The organism is Actinopolymorpha cephalotaxi (assembly GCF_013408535.1).
GTDB lineage: Bacteria > Actinomycetota > Actinomycetes > Propionibacteriales > Actinopolymorphaceae > Actinopolymorpha > Actinopolymorpha cephalotaxi.
The window spans coordinates 5873260-5888934 of sequence record NZ_JACBZA010000001.1 but is presented as its reverse complement, the minus strand read 5'-3'; the positions used below and the strand labels follow the sequence as shown (position 1 = coordinate 5888934).

The following is a 15675-nucleotide window of genomic DNA, read 5'->3' as shown; positions in this document are numbered from 1 at the left end:
AGGTCAGCGGACGGCGGGGGAGGTCAGCGGAAGTCGCGGGACATGGTGGCGATGGTGAGCGGCAGCCGGCTGAACTTCTCCGCCACCACGTTGGTCACGCCCTCCACGCGTTCGAGCCGGCCGCGGATCAGCAGGGCGGGGGAGTCGCGGGCGACCCGGCGGTGGCGGTTCCACACCGCCTGCGGGCAGATGACGTTGACCATGCCGGTCTCGTCCTCGAGGTTGAGGAACGTGACCCCGCCCGCGGTCGCCGGCCGCTGGCGGTGGATGACGACGCCGCCGACCAGCACGCGGCGGCCGTGTTCGGTGGTGCGCAGCCGGGCGGCCGGGATCACGCCGAGTTCGTCGAGCTTGTCGCGTACGTGCCGGGTGGGGTAGTCGTCGGGGGAGATGCCGGTGGCCCACAGGTCGGCCATCACGCGTTCTGCGGGGTTCAGGTCGGGCAGCAGCGGAACCTGTTCGTGCCGCTCCTCCCGTGCCGGCCGTGCGGGCTCGGGGACACCGCCTGCGGGCCGGGGGACCCCGCCACGCGCGGGCTCGGAAACCCTGCCCTGCCTGGGCTTTCCGGCCGAACGGCCGCCGGGCCCGGACGCCGAACCGCTGTCCTGCCTGGCGTACGTGCCACTGGACGGCAGCTGGTCGGGGCGTTCCTGGGCGGCGCTGCCGGCGACCCACAGCGCCTCCCGCCGGGACATCCGGAAACAGCCGAACGCACCCGCCGTCGCCATCGCCTCCATCTGCACCGAGGTCAGCCCGACCCGGCGTACCAGGTCGGCCTGGTCGGCGAACGGCCCGTGCGCGGTGCGCTCGGCGACGATCCGCTCGGCGAGATCGGCGCCGATCGAGCGGATGCCGGCCAGCCCGAGGCGGACGGCATGCCTCCCGTCGCGCCGGTGCCGGGCGTCGTCGAAGGGCGCGTCCGGATCGAACTCCCCGACCGGCGGGTGGAAGGTGTCCACGCACGCGGGATCCCCGGTCGGCCCCGCACCCGGCCCCGCACCTGGTCCCGCGCCCGGCGACTCGGCGGACAGGTTCGGGTCGAGGAGTTCCAGGTCGGCGTGCACCCCGGACAGGTGCAGGTCGGCGCCGCGTACCTCCACCCCGTGCCGGCGCGCGTCGGCCACCAGGCTCTGCGGGGAGTAGAACCCCATCGGCTGGGCCCGCAGCAACGCGGCCAGGAACATCGCGGGGTAGTGCAGCTTGAACCACGAGGACGCGTAGACCAGCAACGCGAAGCTGATCGAGTGGCTCTCGGCGAACCCGAAGTTGGCGAACGCCTCGATCTTCTCGTAGATCATGTCGGCGGTGTCGCCGGTGATCCCGCGCGCGGCCATCCCGGCGTACAACTTCTGGCGTAGTGAGGAGATCTTCTCCAGCCCGCGCTTGGAGCCCATCGCCCGGCGCAGCAGGTCGGCGTCGTCGCCGGTGCAGCCGCCGACCTCCATCGCGATCTGCATCAGCTGTTCCTGGAACAGCGGGACGCCGAGGGTGCGTTCGAGCGCGGGGGCGAGCGTGGGATGCGGTGGCGTCGGCGGCTCCTGGCCGAGCTTGCGCCGGATGTACGGGTGGACGGCGCCGCCCTGGATCGGGCCCGGGCGGATCAGGGCGATCTCGATCACCAGGTCGTAGAAGCGGCGCGGCCGAAGCCTGGGCAGCGTCGCCATCTGCGCCCGGCTCTCCACCTGGAACACCCCTACCGAGTCGGCCCGGCAGAGCATGTCGTAGACGCCCGGCTCCTCCTTGGGAATGGTGGCGAGGGCCCAGTCCTCGCCGAGGTGTTCGCGAACACCCTCCATCGTGTAGTGCAGGACGGCGAGCATGCCGAGGCCGAGCAGGTCGAACTTCACCAGGCCCATCCACGCGCAGTCGTCCTTGTCCCACTGCAGCACGGTGCGGCCGTCCATCCGGCCGTGCTCGATCGGGCAGACCTCGCCCACCGGCCGGTCGGTGAGCACCATGCCGCCGGAGTGGATGCCGAGGTGGCGCGGGAACGTCAGCAGCTGCTCGGCCATCGACACCACCGGGGTGGGGATGTCGCTGTCGACGGTGGCGGTGGTGCCCCACGAGTCGACCTGCTTGGACCAGGCGTCCTGCTGTCCGGTGCTGTGCCCGAGGGCCTTCGCCATGTCGCGGATCGCCATCTTGGGCCGGTAGGTGATGACGTTGGCGACCTGGGCGGCGTTGCGGCGGCCGTACTTCTCGTAGACGTACTGGATGACCTCCTCGCGCCGGTCGGAGTCGAAGTCGACGTCGATGTCGGGCTCCTCCTCCCGGGTCGCGGACAGGAAGCGCTCGAACGGAAGGTCGTAGAAGATGGCGTCCACCGAGGTGATGCCGAGGACGTAACAGACCGCGGAGTTGGCCGCGGATCCCCTTCCCTGGCAGAGGATTCGCCTGCTCCGGGCGAACTCCACGATGTCGTGCACGATGAGGAAGTAGCCGGGGAAGTCCTTCTCCTCGATGACCCGCAGCTCCTTGTCCAGCCGGCGCCGCGTCTCCTCGGCGAACCGTCCGGTGTAGGTGCCGTAGGCGCGTTCGGCCCCCTGACGGACCAGCTCCCGCAGCCAGCTCATCGGCGTGTGCCCTTCAGGCACGTCCTGGCGGGGCAGCCGCGGCTTGGCCCGGCGCAGCGGGAACGCCAGCGTCCGGGCGTACTCCACGGTGCGGGCGACGGCACCGGGATAGCGCGCGAACCGCGCGGCCATCTCCGCACCCGTGCGCAGGTGGGCGCTGCCGGCCGCGGGCAGCCAGCCGTCGATCTCGTCCAGGCTGCGCCGGGAGCGTACGGCGGCCAGCGCGGTGGCCAGCGGCCGGCGTTCGGGCGTGGCGAAGTGGACGTTGTTGGTGGCGACCACCGGAAGCCGGCGGGACCGGGCGAGCTCTGTCAACGCGTCGTTGCGGTCGGAGTCGAGGGGGTAGCCGTGGTCGATCAGCTCGACCGCCACCTGGTCGCGGCCGAACAGCCCGACCAGCCGGTCGAGCTCGCGGCCCGCCTCGGACGTGCCGCCGCGGTCGAGCGCCTGCCGCACGGTGCCCTTGCGGCAGCCGGTGAGGACCAGCCAGTGGTCGCCGGCGCGGGCGGCGAGGTCGTCCAGGTCGTAGACGGGCCGGCCCTTCTCCCCGCCGCGAAGCTGCGCCTCGGTGAGCGCGCCGGCCAGCCGGTGGTAGCCCTCCTCGCCGCGGGCGAGGACGAGGAGGTGGCTGCCCTCGGGGTCGGCGGCGCCGTTCTGCGGCTCGGTGAGGTCGAGGGACAGCTCCGCCCCGAAGATCGTCCCCAGCCGGTAGTCGGCCGCCTCCGCCGCCTCGGCCATCCGGACCACGCCGTACAGGCCGTCGTGGTCGGTGAGCGCGAGCGCCTGCAGGCCGAGCCGCACCGCCTCCTCGACCAGCTCCTCCGGGTGGCTGGCGCCGTCGAGGAAGCTGAAGTTGGAGTGGCAGTGCAGCTCGGCGTACGGGACGACCGGGCCTTCGGGCCGCTTCGGGCGTTCGTCGGGAGGCGGGTCGTAGGGCGGGCGGACGGAGGTCCAGGCCGGGCTGTCGCCGCCGTCCACCTCGGCCGGTGGGCCGCCCGGGCGGCGTCCGGACAGCTTGCGTTCCAGCTCAGACCATGGCATCCGGGGGTTCTTCCACCCCATCAGGAGCCCCCTCCGGGTAGCTCGCCGGGCAGCTCAGTCATAGCTGGCCTCGATCCACCACCGGCCGGCCTCGTGCAGCAGCACGAACGCGCTCCCGTCGGCGCACGCCACCTGGAACCGGGCGTAGCGCCGGGCCGCCTCGGGATCCCACCAGCGCTCGTCGACCGGCCAGGGCCCGGCCCAGCCGACGATGGGCAGCGCGGTCACCGAACCGCCGGGCCGCGCGAGCGTCCGGCACTCGCCCGACATCTCTCCGCGTTCGCCGACGGCGACGCCCCGGCCGGCGGGGTCGAGCACGTCGACCGGCTCGGGGGAGGGGAACACCGTGGACGGGGCCGGAGGCGGTAAGTGCCCCGTCCACGGTGGCACTGTGGGCCGGGCGGGCGTGGGCTCGTCGCCCCACGCCACCCAGGTCACGCGTTCGGTGGCGGCCCGGCCTCCGGACAGGACGGCCGTCACCACCGCGTCGTGGCCGAGCATGCTCTGCACCCGGGTGAAGGTCCGGTGGATGCGTTCGTCGGGCGCCTGGTCGCCCCACAGGCCGTCCTGGTAGGCGCCGGTGGCGGCCACCTCGTCGGGCACCAGCCGGATCCGGACCACTCCGGAGGTCAGCTCCTGGGCGGGTCCACCGGAGTCGGTGCGGGTGCCCTGGAGTTGCCAGCGGACCCGGTCGACCACGTCGGTCGCGCTGAACCAGCGGGGGTGCCGCCACTGCCGGCCGGCGGGTTCGTCGCGTTCGCTCTCGGTCTCCACCCGCAGACAGGTGCACACCAGGTCGCGTTCGGCGAGGCCCGCGACCAGCTGGTCGGCGGCGCCGCGGATCGCGAACGCCACGTGGTCGACCCGGTCGACGGGCGGCTCGAACGCCACCTCGGTGGCCAGCTCGGGCGGCGGCCTGCGGGTGGCGAGACTGCGGGAGTCGCGGCCACCGGCCAGCCGGTGCGCGGCCACGCCGTCGGAGCCGAACCGCCCGAGCACGCTCCGGGCCGGCAGCGCGGCGAACTCGCCGAGCGTGCGGATGCCCAGCCGGTGCAGCAGGTCGACCAGGTCGGGGCGGTCGAGGGTGCTGATCGGCAGGGACGCCAGACAGCGGGCGGACTCACCCGGCGGGAACGTCAGCTCCGGGTCTCCGGCCCGCTCGGCGAGCCGGGCCGCCTGCTCGGCCGCGAACGGTCCGTCGGCGATGCCGATCACGCACTGGAAACCGGCCTGTCGCAGGTGCTCGCGCAACGCCTGGGCGAACGCCTGCTCGCCGCCGAAGTAGCGGCTCGGGCCGCGGGCGGCGAGCGCGCACATGCCCGGGCGGATGATCTCCACGCCGGGAGCGAGCGCCTCCACCGCGGCCACCACCGGCTCGAACGCCCGGGCGTCCACCGCCGGGTCGTACGCCAGCACGGTCAGCTCGGGGCACCGGGACTGGGCCTCGCGGATCCGCAGGCCCCGGCGTACGCCCTGACGGCGAGCAGCCTGGGAGCACGCGAGGACCCGGCCCCGGTCGAGCACGGCCAGCGCGGCGTCGGGTGGACACCCGGCGTCGCGTCCGGCCGCGGTCACCGGCCAGTCGGGGCACCACACCACGAGGGTGCGTACGGCACTCATCCCCCCACCACCCCCAGCTGCCCCGGGTGGGGAGTGAGGCCGCGCGGAGCGCCCGACCGGACCGGAACCATGGGCCTTATTATCGAACACGCGTTCGATCCGTGTCAACCGGATCGAGGTGGCTCGAAGAGCGGGATCTCCCGAAGGCTCGGGCTCCTACTCCTGCCCGGTCGCGCCTTCGTTCGCCGCCCGCATCGCGGCCGCGGTCCTCGCGGGCTCGTACCCCTCCGGGACGCCCTCGACGAAGATCACGTCACCGGGAATGTGGTCGGTGCGCAGGTGGAGGATCTCCCGGTATGCCGGGGAGTCGTACCACCCGTGCGCGTCCGCGAGGCTCGGAAACTCGATCATGACCACGCCGCCGGTCCACGAGCCCTCGATCACCTCGTGCTGGGTCGCGTGCACCAGGAACCGGCCGTTGAACGGGTCGAGAGTGCCCTGGATCCGTTCGATGTACTCCGCGATGTCCGGGTGGTATCCCGCGACCCGCAGGTTGGCGATGGCGTACGTCGTCATGCGTTCTCCCGTGAATGTCTCGGTGGCGCTGTCGAGTCATCCGTGATCATGCCAGCGCCCGCCGACAAGGTCGCCCGCGAGTTTCAGGGTCGGCCGGATCGGCTCGGGTCGGCACGGCGTCACGCCGACAACCGCCGCCCGGTGAGGGAGATCACCTCGCCGGACTGGTCACCGGGCTGGTCGGCCGTGGCGGTGGCGGGCTCGGTCGCCACCGCCACGGCGCCGGCGTGGTCGGGCAACCACAGCCGGGAGGTACGGCGCCGGCCGGCCGTTCCGCGTCCGGTCGCCTGGATGGTGACCTCGCGTGCCGACAGGTGCCCGTGGCCGGCGCCGAGACCGTGCCAGGTGCTCGAGGTGATCGACAGTCCCAGCTCGCTGCCCGGCCAGTCGGAGTCCTGGACGACGAGTACGGCGCCGCGCTCGCGGACCCGGGCGGCCAGTCGGCGGGTCTCCCCGTCGGGCGCCGAGGCGGGCGGGTGGACGACCACCACGTCGAGGACGTCGATCAGCGCCGCGACCACGGCCGGCCACTTCCGGCCGGGGGCGGGCACGAGGACGAGGCGGCCCAGGTCGACGCCCATCCCGATGGCCGCCTCGGCGCCGAACCGGGAGAACCCGACCAGGCCGCACCACGACCCCGCCCTGGAGGCGCCGGCGATCAGGGCCAGGGTGAGCGCGGTGGACCCCGCCACGGTGTAGCTCGCGCCGCGCCGCAGCCCGCCGTCGGGCAGCAGCTCGGCGAACGCCGGCAGGGCGGGCACGGTGGGAACCGCGCGCCCGGCCACCCCCGCGGTCGTCGGCCGGGCGGCAAGCTCGGCCCGAAGCTCGGCGAGCACGGCTGCCCGGTCGGCCGCGGACCGCCTCGGCGCCCGGCTCGCGTCCAGAGCGGATGCCTGTGAAGTCCCGACCACCTCAGCATCATCGAACGCGTGTTCGAGGATGTCAACCTCGCCGCGGGGAGGGGCAGGGGAGGTTCCTCCGATCTCGGCGGGGTGTGGACGGCAGGCTCCCGGCCGGGTCCGCCACGCTCGGACTTAGGGTCGGGTCCATGACTTCGCCCGCCCCCGACGCCGCCGGCCGGACCCCCCGCCCCGATCACGCCACCGAGGCCACCCCGCTCACCGAGGCCGACCCCGGCTACGTCGACCTCGGCTACGCCCGGCTGGACACCGACCGGCTCACCCGTACCGGCGACCCGGAGGTCGTCTACGGCGCCGGGAAGACCCCCGACCAGGTGGTCGACCTGCTGCGCCACCTGCACACCGCGCACCCGGACCGGGCCGCGCTCGCCACCCGGCTGGACGCCACGGCGCTGGACCGGGTGCGCGCCGCGTTCCCCGAGGCCCGGCTGGACGAGGTGGCCGGCACGGCGACCCTCGGCCCACCGCCCACGCCGGTGGGCCTGGTGTGCGTCGTCGCCGCCGGCACGTCCGACGCACGGGTGGCCCGCGAGGCGGTGCACACCGTCGAGGCGTACGGCGCGGGCGTCCGCACCATCACCGACGTCGGGGTCGCGGGAGTGCACCGGTTGCTCGCCGCGAAGGAGGAGTTCGACGACGCCGACTGCCTGATCGTCGTCGCCGGGATGGAGGGCGCGCTGCCGTCCGTCGTCGGCGGGCTGACCGGGGTGCCGTTGGTGGCGGTGCCGACGAGCGTGGGGTACGGCGCGTCGTTCGGCGGCCTCGCGGCGCTGCTCGGGATGCTCAACTCCTGCGCGCCCGGGGTGGTGGTCTGCAACATCGACAACGGCTTCGGCGCGGGCGTGTTCGCGGCCCGGGTGGCCCGGCGGGCGCACGCCGGCCGCACTCCCTCGGAAACACCGAACGGTGAGGCTCCGAACGGCGAGGCTCCGAACGGCGAGGCGACAACGAACGGGGCCGCCCGGTGAGCCGGATCGGCTGGCTGGACTGCGCGTCCGGCGCCAGCGGCGACATGCTGCTCGGCGCGCTGGTCGCCGCGGGCGTACCCCTCGACGTCCTCACCGCCGCCGTCGACGCGGTCGCGCCGGAGACGATCCGGCTCCGCCCGGAGAAGGTCGTCCGCAACGGCCTGGCCGCGACGCTGGTCCATGTCGAGGGCACCGACTCCACCCATCACCGGACCTGGGCCGATGTTCGTACGCTGCTGGACGCCGCCGACCTGCCCGAGCCGGTACGCCGGTCCGCGCACGCGACGTTCGAGCGGCTCGCGCACGCCGAGGCGCGGGTGCACGACACGACACCGGAGGCGATCCACTTCCACGAGGTGGGCGCGCTGGACGCGATCGCCGACGTGGTGGGGGTCTGCGCGGGCCTGGCTCACCTGGGCCTGGACCGGCTGGTCGTGTCACCGGTCGCGGTCGGGTCCGGGTTCGTCCGGGCCGCGCACGGCCGGCTGCCGGTGCCCGTACCCGCCGTGGTGGAGTTGCTGGCCGCGGCGGACGCACCGTCGTACGCCGGGGAGATCGACGGCACTCCCGTCGGCGAACTGTGCACCCCGACCGGCGCGGCGCTGCTGGTCACCCACGCCGAGACGTACGGACCGCAGCCGCCGATGCGGGTGGCCGCGCAGGGCTTCGGCGCCGGCACCCGGGAGACGCCCGGCCGGGCGAACGCCGTCCGGCTCCTGGTCGGCGAGCCCGCCCCCGAGGTGTGGACCGCCGCCGGCGGGTCGGGTGGCAGCACGACCGGCCCCGGCGAGTCGACCCAGCTCGTGGTGGAGTCCAACGTCGACGACCTGGACCCGCGGGTGTGGCCGGCGGTGCTGGCGCGGCTGCTGGACGCCGGTGCGGCCGACGCCTGGCTGACGCCGATCCTGATGAAGAAGGGCCGCCCGGCACACACCCTCGCCGTGCTGGTCGACCCCGACCGGTACGACGCCGTGTGCGAGGTGGTCTTCACCCAGACCTCCGCGATCGGCGTGCGCAGCCACACCGTGCGCAAGCGGCCGCTGGAACGCGAGTTCCGTACCCTCGAACTCCCCGGTGGCACGGTGCGCCTGAAGGTCGCGACGTACGCCGGGAAGGTGGTCAACGCCCAGCCGGAGTACGACGACGTGCTCGCGCTGGCCGAACTCACCGGCCGCCCCGTCAAGACCGTGCTGGCGCAGGCCACCGCCGCCGCGCAGGAACACCTCTGACCGCACCAGCCAAGGAGTACGCGTGACGGACGTCGCGATCCCGGGGTCGAAGTCGCTCACCGCCCGGGCGTTGTTCCTCGCGGCCTGCGCGGACGGCACGTCGGTGCTGCACCGGCCGCTGTGGTCGGACGACACCGAGGCGTTCGCCGCCGGCCTGGCCGCGCTGGGATACGCCGTCGACGTACGCCCGGACCGGTGCACGGTGCGGGGCAGCACGTCCGGCCCGCCCGCCCCCGGCGCGGACGTGTTCTGCCGGGACGCCGGTACGGCCGCACGCTTCCTGCCCACGCTGGGAGCCCTCGGGCACGGCGTGTTCGCGTTCGACGGTTCGGAGCAGTTGCGCCGCCGCCCGCTCGGCCCGCTCGTCGGCGCGCTCGCCGCGCTGGGAGTCGACGTCCGCGCCGAGGAGCGCGAGGGGCACCTCCCGGTCACCGTCCGCGGCGCCGGGCTGAAGGGCGGCGCGCTCACCCTGGACGCCGGGCTGTCGTCGCAGTTCCTGACCGGGCTGCTGCTCGCGGCGCCGCTGATGACCGAGGGCCTCGAGGTCACCGTGACCGACCTGGTGTCGGTGCCGTACGTCGAGATGACGCTGGCGATGATGCGGCGGTTCGGGGTGCAGGCGACCCGCACCGGCGACACGTTCACGGTGCCGCCGGGCCGCTACCGCGCCGGTGACTACCTCGTGGAGCCGGACGCGTCCACGGCGAGCTACTTCCTCGCTGCGGCCGCCCTGACCGGCCGTTCGGTCACCGTTCCAGGGCTCGGCGCGGACGCGCTGCAGGGTGACGTCCGGTTCGCCGAGGTGCTGGGACGGATGGGCGCGGACGTGACGCTGGCCGCGGACTCGGTCACCGTCACCGGACCCGAGCGGCTGTCCGGCGTCACGGTCAACATGCGCGACATCTCCGACACGATGCCGACGCTGGCCGCGATCGCGCCGTTCGCCGACGGGCCGGTGCGGATCGAGGACGTCTACAACACCCGGGTCAAGGAGTGCGACCGGCTGGACGCCTGCGCGACCAACCTGGCCCGGCTCGGTGTCCGGGTGGAGACCGGCCGCGACTGGATCCAGGTGTGGCCGGGCACGCCGCGGGCGGCCGAGATCGACTGCCGCGGCGACCACCGGATCGCGATGAGCTTCTCCGTCACCGGCCTGCGGACGCCGGGGCTGACGCTGGACGATCCGGGGTGTGTGAAGAAGACGTTCCCGGAGTTCCACGAGGTGCTCGCCGATCTGGTCCGCGAGTGGTCTCACGACTCCTGAGCCGATCTGCGGAGTCTGTCGGCACCTGCGCCTAGCCTTGGTCGCGATGTCGCGCCGGGTGTCTCTCGCTGCCGCCGTCGTGTGGGTGCTCGCCGCGTTGTCGGTGGCCGCGACGGCGCTGGTCGGCGCGCCGGATCGGGCGTACGCCGGCCAGGGTGAGCGCGCGGGTCCCGTGCGGCCGGTGGTGCTGGTCGGGATCGGCGGGCTGACCGCCGGTGACGTCTCGCCCGCCCGCACCCCCACGCTGGCCGCGCTGGTCGCCCGGGGCGCACCCGGCGTACTCGTCCCGCGTTCGGTGCGCACCCACACCTGCCCGCTGGACGGCTGGCTCACCGTCTCCGCCGGCGAACGCGCGGCCGGGCCGGCGACCTGCGGTCCGCTGCCGCGGGTGGCGCCGATCCCCGGCGGTGCCGGCACGTACGCCGTGCCCGGCTGGCGGCGGCTGGTCGCGGCACAGGCGGGCACCGGCTACGGCGCCGAGCCCGGCCGGCTGGCCGAACACCTCGCCCGGGCGGGCACCTGCACCACCGCCGTCGGGCCGGGCGCCGCCGTCGCCCTCGCCGACCGGAGCGGCACGGTGGCGCGTTACCTTCCGGCGTTCGACCGTACGGCCGCACCCACCGGCGACTGCCCGCTGACCGTCGTCGACGGGGGCGCTCTTCCCCGCGACGCCGGACGTGCCGCCGCCGTCGCGGCGGCGGACGCGCTGGTCGCGAAGGTGGTCGCGGCCGCCGGCCCGGGCGCGACCGTGCTGGTCGCCGGGCTGTCCGACGAGTCCTCGGGCGGTGGTACGTCGCTGCGGCTGGCCGCCGCTGCCGGGCCGGGGTTCGAGGGGAGCTGGCTCACCAGCGGCGGCACCCGGCGCGAGGCGCTGGTGCAGCTCACCGACCTGACCCCGACCCTCACCGAACTCCTCGGCACCGACACCGACGAGGCCTTCGACGGCGGCCGCTGGCGCACCACCGGCGACCGACCGGCCGGCCGAGTCGCCACTCTGGACCGGCTGCGGGCGTTCGACACGACCGACCGCGTGGTCGGCACCTACGGCTTCTGGTTCTTCACCGTGCTGGTCCTCGCTCAACTGGCGGCGTACGGGCTCGCGCTGCTGGTCGCCGCCCGCACCCGGCGCACGGCGTGGCGCCGGCGCACGGGCCGGCTGGCGTCGGCGGCCGGGCTGGTCTGCGGCGCCGCCCCGATCGCGGCCGTGCTCGCCGGGCTGGTGCCCTGGGCCACCTCGCCGGTCCCGGTGTGGTCGCTCGTCCTCTCCGTCGCCGCGTTCACCGCGGTGCTGGCCACGCTCGCCGGCCGCACACCGTACGACCCGCCCTGGGCGGCGCCGACCACGCTCGCCCTGATCACCGCCGTCGTGCTGGGCGCCGACGTGTTGACCGGCTCCCACCTGCAGGGCGGCAACCTCGTGACGCCCGGCGACCTGCCCTTGGTCGGCGGACGGTACTTCGGCTTCGGCAACGTCGCGTTCGCGATCTTCGCGACCGCGGCCCTGCTCGCCGCCGGCGGCCTGGCCGCCCGTTCGGTGGAACGCCACCATCGCCGCCGCGCCGCGTTCGTCGTGCTGGCGATCGGGTTCGCCGCGGTGGTGCTGGACGGCTGGCCGAGCTGGGGTGCGGACTTCGGCGGGGTGCTCGCGCTGGTGCCGGGGGTGCTGGTGCTCGCCGCGAACGTCGCCGGGATCCGGCTGACCGTACGCCGGGTGGTCCTCGTCGCGGTCGCGACCGTCGCGGCGGTGGGCGCGGTCTCGGTCGCGGACTGGCTGCGGCCGCCGGAGAGCAGGTCGCATCTCGGCACCTTCGTGCAGCGGGTGGCCGAGGGGCAGGGCGGCCCGGTGGTCGCCCGCAAGGCCGAGGCCGCGTTGGCCAGCCTGACCTACGGCGGCCCGCTCGGCTGGCTGACGCTGCTCGTGTACGTCGGCGTCGGCGTGTTCCTCCTGCGCCCGCGCGGGCCCGGCGCTCGGGCGCTCGCCGGCACCTACCTCCGCTGGCCCACGGCGCGGCCGACCCTGCGTGCGGTCTGGCTCACCGGGCTGCTCGGTTTCGCGCTGAACGACTCCGGGGTGGCGGTGCTCGCCGCCGTCCTGATGACCGGCGGACCCCTCGTCGTCGTCGCCCTCGTCCGGTCCTCACCGGACATGTCGCGTGGCCCGTCGCCGCGGCTCCGAGCGCCGGCCGACACCGGAGTCAGCGCGGTCCGGGCGGGCCAGGCTCGGTGAACTCCAACTCGATCATCGGCGAGGTCCGGACGAGCTCGTCGAGGCCGGCCTGCTCGCGGTACCACCCGGTCCGCGGGTCGGTGAACACCCGGCGTCGCGCCTGGTGATCGGTGACCGGCCGGGCGAGCGCCGGCAGGTCCAGGCCGTCGACGTGCACGATGACGTGCGGGTCGGCGAGCACGTTGGCGTACCAGTGCCGAGGCCCCGGCGTCCCGGTGATGACGAACCTTCCGTCCACGTGGAACCACCAGATCTCCACCCGCAGCGGCCGCCCGCTGCGGCGTCCCCTGGTGGTGAGGTCGACGGTCAACCGGTCGGCCAGTTCGGCGTGGTCGGCGTGGTCGGCGTGGTCGGCGTGGTCGGCGTGGTCGGGCATGGCCTGGACCGTACGACCTCAACCCCGGACGAGGTCAACAAGCCGAGCTCAACAAGCCAGAGTCGACAGGTGGGCCCGCGTCTTGGTTCCGGTCACAACGACGAGGTGTCGCTCGTTGGGACGCGTCACTGGGTCGGCTCACCAGGGAGGCGGTCAGGCCTCGGTCTCCGCGCCCCGGGTGGCGAGGGCCGCGGTGAGTGACCGGGCGGCCTGTCCGGCGCGGGCGCCGTACCCCCCACCGAACGCGGCCGCGTGGGTGAGCAGCGGATGGAGCTGGTGCAGGGCAACGCGGTCGCGCCAGCCGTCGGCCAGCGGGAACACCTCGTCGTACGCGGCCACCAGCCGGTCCAGGTGCGGCGTACCGAACAACGCCAGCATCGCCAGGTCGGTCTCCCGGTGCCCGCCGTGCGCGGCCGGGTCGACCAGCCGGGGCACGCCGTCCAGCGCCCAGACGATGTTGCCCGACCACAGGTCGCCGTGGATCCGGGCCGGCGGCTCGGGCGGACCGGCGTGGTCGTCGAGGTGGTCCAGAACCGCGCAGATCGCGTTCGCGTCGTCGGCCTGCAGCCGGCCCCGGTTGAACGCGGTACGGAGGTACGGCTCGACGCGGTTGCGGGCGTAGAACGCGGACCAGGTGCCGGCCGGTTCGTTCGGCTGCGGCAGCGCGCCGATGTAGCCGTCCGCCTGTCCGCCGAACGACGCGGCGCCGCTGCGGTGGGTGCGGGCGAGCGCCTGGCCGAGTTGTTCGGCTGCCTCCGGCGTGGGCCGGCCGGCCTCCAGCCACTCCAGGACGAGGCACTCCTGGCCGACGCCGAGCACGGCCGGGATCGCTGCCGCGTCCTCCCCGGCGGAGGCCAGCCAGTCCAGATGGGCTGCCTCGGTGGGGAAGAAGTCGTCGGGGGCGCCCGGCCGAGCCTTCACGAAGACGCTGCGGCCGTCGCCGAGCCGGGCGCGGGTGGCGACACAGACGTCGCCGCCGGCCACGGGGTTGGTCGCGACGACCGAGGTGCCGAGGAGTTCCTCGACGTGCTGAGCGATGCTTGCCTGCCGAGCCATTGCCCGATAGTAAGACCTGTTGTCTTACTTTGCGTAGGCGGGCGAGTCGGGATCGTGACGATCAGCCGGTGGGCCGCAGGAGCGGGCCGAGTTCCTCGACCAGCCCGGCGGCCGCCTCCTCGACCAGTTCGAGCACCTCGTCGAACGCCTCGCCGCCGGCGGTGTAGGGGTCGGGGATCTCACCCACGTTCGTTCCGAACCAGCCGAACAGCCCCACCCGGTGCCGGTCGGCCGGCCCGGCGAGCCGGCGCAGGCCATCGAGGTTGGCGTCGTCCATGCCGAGCACCAGGTCGCGGCCTTCGAACCAGCCGCGGTCGAACTGCTGGGCCCGGTGGGCGGACACCTCGTCCCGGTCGTACCCCGAGGCGACCAGTACGCGCGCCGAGCGCGGGTCCATCTCCTCGCCGACGTGCCAGCCGCCGAGGCCGGCGCTGTCCACCCGGACCGCGGCGAGCCCGGCTTCGACGAGTTGCCGGCGTACGACCACCGCCGCGATCGGTGACCGGCAGATGTTGCCCAGGCAGACCAGGCTCAGGTGATACGCGGACGGGTCGCGAGGCGGAGGAAGCTGCACGGTCCCAGGATGCCGACCGGCCCGGTCGCCCGTGGGTACGGGGTCGGCCGGGCCGGTCGTGGGATCGGTCGGCGGAGGATCAGCTGTCCTCGTCCTCGTCCCCGTCGCCTTCCTCCGTCGCGTCCGCATCTCCGCGGGGCGGGTCCTCGCCGAGGATCCGGTAGATCTTCGACCGGGCCTCGTGCAGGGTGTCGACGATCCTCGCGAGCTGGTCCTCGTCGGCGACCTGGGCGCCCTGCATCGCGGCGGCGGCCAGGCCCATCCCGGCGTTCCGCAGGTCGTGCCACGGCGAGTCGGCGGGGTCGGCGAACTCCTCCCACGGCGCCTGTCCCCCATGGGTGGCGACGTGCTCGCGGCCGGCGTCGGTCAGGGCGTAGGACCGCTTGCCGGCCGCCTCGGTGGAGCTGACCAGGCCCTCGTCCTCGAGCAACTGCAGGGTGGGGTAGATCGAGCCCGCGCTGGGGCGCCAGGCGCCGCCGCTGCGTTCGGCGAGCTCCCGGATCATCTCGTAGCCGTGCATCGGCCGGCCGGTGTCGGCGAGCAGATGGAGGATTCCGGACCGGACGTCACCGCGACGCGCTCGCGGGCCGCGACCGGGCCCGAACGGTGGACCCCAGCCGCCGCGTCCCCAGCCGCCAGGGCCGCCGGGCCCGCCGGGACCGCCGAACCCGAAGCCCCCGAACCCGCCGGGACCGAACCCTCCCGGGCCGAAGCCGCCGGGGCGTCCTCGTCCGCCGCCACGTCCCCGTCCGCCGCGGCCGCGGCCGCCGCCGCGTCCCTCGTCTGCGTGCGCGCCGAAGAAGTGGCCGCGGAAATGTCCCTCCGGGTCGCCGGGGACGTCGTACTCACCGGCGTCGGCGAACTCGTCGCCCTGGTGTGGGCCGGGCGGCTCGAAGCCGGTGGACCCGAACGGGCCGAACCGTGCATGCCCGAACGGCCCGGGCCGTCCGGATTTTCCGGGCCGTCCAGGTCGCCCGGGCCGCTCCGGGCGTTCGGGCGCGAACTCGCCGGCGCCGAACTTCTCGAAAGGTGGTGTGTGCCGAGTCATGTGATCTCTCCTCAGGTGTGGCGACGTGTCGCCGAACTGTCGTTCCGATGGTTCACGATATATCGCCGATACGACGGCGACAAGTCGTGAGGACAAAGATTCGGGCCGTCAGTTCGTGCGGGGGTGCGCCGAGAACGAGGTACGCCGAGTGGGGTACGCCGAGTGGGGTGCGCCGAGTGGGGTGCGCCGAGTGGGGTGCGCCGAGTGGGGTGCGCCGAGTGGGGTGCGCCGAGTGGGGTACGCCGGGAACGGGGTACGCCGAG

General features: G+C 74.4%; 12 protein-coding genes. 4 read left to right on the top strand and 8 right to left on the bottom strand.

Annotation, left to right across the window (positions count from 1 at the left end; translation table 11 throughout):
• Positions 1-23: 23 nt before the first annotated feature.
• The 4 genes from FHR37_RS26215 to FHR37_RS26200 all read right to left on the bottom strand — a co-directional run bounded on the left by FHR37_RS26215 (position 24) and on the right by FHR37_RS26200 (position 6661).
• The gene (locus tag FHR37_RS26215; protein WP_092883846.1) at positions 24-3635 is read right to left on the bottom strand and encodes an error-prone DNA polymerase; all 3612 of its coding nucleotides are present in this window, start codon (positions 3633-3635) and stop codon (positions 24-26) included.
• 33 nt (positions 3636-3668) lie between these two features.
• Positions 3669-5234: a DNA polymerase Y family protein gene (locus FHR37_RS26210; protein WP_092883845.1), complete on the bottom strand. Its 1566-nt coding sequence runs from the start codon at positions 5232-5234 to the stop codon at positions 3669-3671.
• A gap of 156 nt (positions 5235-5390) precedes the next feature.
• Complete coding sequence (locus FHR37_RS26205; RefSeq protein WP_092883844.1) at positions 5391-5750, bottom strand: DUF1330 domain-containing protein; 360 nt, start codon at positions 5748-5750, stop codon at positions 5391-5393.
• 119 nt (positions 5751-5869) lie between these two features.
• The gene (locus tag FHR37_RS26200) at positions 5870-6661 is read right to left on the bottom strand and encodes a hypothetical protein (RefSeq protein ID WP_175542543.1); all 792 of its coding nucleotides are present in this window, start codon (positions 6659-6661) and stop codon (positions 5870-5872) included.
• A gap of 137 nt (positions 6662-6798) precedes the next feature.
• Here FHR37_RS26200 and larB point away from each other — a divergent pair, with 137 nt between their 5' ends.
• Genes larB through FHR37_RS26180 form a run of 4 tightly spaced genes read left to right on the top strand, consistent with a single transcriptional unit; the run spans position 6799 to position 12358 of the window.
• Positions 6799-7638, top strand: coding sequence for a nickel pincer cofactor biosynthesis protein LarB (gene larB, locus FHR37_RS26195; RefSeq protein WP_092883843.1), 840 nt, complete (start codon positions 6799-6801; stop codon positions 7636-7638).
• Entirely contained in the window at positions 7635-8867 is a 1233-nt protein-coding gene (larC, locus tag FHR37_RS26190; RefSeq protein ID WP_092883842.1) for a nickel pincer cofactor biosynthesis protein LarC, read from the top strand. Before larB ends, larC begins: the two co-directional genes overlap by 4 nt.
• Positions 8868-8889: 22 nt before the next feature.
• Positions 8890-10131, top strand: a complete 1242-nt coding sequence (gene aroA, locus FHR37_RS26185) for a 3-phosphoshikimate 1-carboxyvinyltransferase (RefSeq protein ID WP_092883841.1) — start codon at positions 8890-8892, stop codon at positions 10129-10131.
• 46 nt (positions 10132-10177) lie between these two features.
• Positions 10178-12358: a hypothetical protein gene (locus FHR37_RS26180; protein WP_139238980.1), complete on the top strand. Its 2181-nt coding sequence runs from the start codon at positions 10178-10180 to the stop codon at positions 12356-12358.
• Here the strand turns inward: FHR37_RS26180 and FHR37_RS26175 are convergent.
• The 4 genes from FHR37_RS26175 to FHR37_RS26160 form a co-directional block, all read right to left on the bottom strand.
• Positions 12327-12734, bottom strand: a complete 408-nt coding sequence (locus FHR37_RS26175; RefSeq protein WP_092883839.1) for a nitroreductase family deazaflavin-dependent oxidoreductase — start codon at positions 12732-12734, stop codon at positions 12327-12329. The genes FHR37_RS26180 and FHR37_RS26175 overlap by 32 nt on opposite strands.
• Before the next feature lie 153 nt (positions 12735-12887).
• Positions 12888-13790 (bottom strand): fructosamine kinase family protein, encoded by a 903-nt coding sequence (locus FHR37_RS26170; protein ID WP_092883838.1) that lies wholly within the window; start codon positions 13788-13790, stop codon positions 12888-12890.
• Between the two features lie 61 nt (positions 13791-13851).
• On the bottom strand, positions 13852-14364 hold the full coding sequence (locus tag FHR37_RS26165) for a low molecular weight protein-tyrosine-phosphatase (RefSeq protein WP_237768833.1): 513 nt from the start codon (positions 14362-14364) through the stop codon (positions 13852-13854).
• A gap of 79 nt (positions 14365-14443) precedes the next feature.
• A complete protein-coding gene (locus FHR37_RS26160; protein WP_092883836.1) occupies positions 14444-15412 on the bottom strand; it encodes a PadR family transcriptional regulator in 969 nt (322 codons plus the stop codon).
• Positions 15413-15675: the final 263 nt, after the last annotated feature.

Coding starts and splice junctions, on each gene's coding strand:
- FHR37_RS26215 (WP_092883846.1), bottom strand. CDS start 3,635: ATGGGGTGGAAGAACCCCCGGATGCCATGGTCTGAGCTGGAACGCAAG.
- FHR37_RS26175 (WP_092883839.1), bottom strand. CDS start 12,734: ATGCCCGACCACGCCGACCACGCCGACCACGCCGACCACGCCGACCAC.
- FHR37_RS26170 (WP_092883838.1), bottom strand. CDS start 13,790: ATGGCTCGGCAGGCAAGCATCGCTCAGCACGTCGAGGAACTCCTCGGC.
- FHR37_RS26205 (WP_092883844.1), bottom strand. CDS start 5,750: ATGACGACGTACGCCATCGCCAACCTGCGGGTCGCGGGATACCACCCG.
- FHR37_RS26160 (WP_092883836.1), bottom strand. CDS start 15,412: ATGACTCGGCACACACCACCTTTCGAGAAGTTCGGCGCCGGCGAGTTC.
- FHR37_RS26180 (WP_139238980.1), top strand. CDS start 10,178: ATGTCGCGCCGGGTGTCTCTCGCTGCCGCCGTCGTGTGGGTGCTCGCC.
- larB (WP_092883843.1), top strand. CDS start 6,799: ATGACTTCGCCCGCCCCCGACGCCGCCGGCCGGACCCCCCGCCCCGAT.
- FHR37_RS26210 (WP_092883845.1), bottom strand. CDS start 5,234: ATGAGTGCCGTACGCACCCTCGTGGTGTGGTGCCCCGACTGGCCGGTG.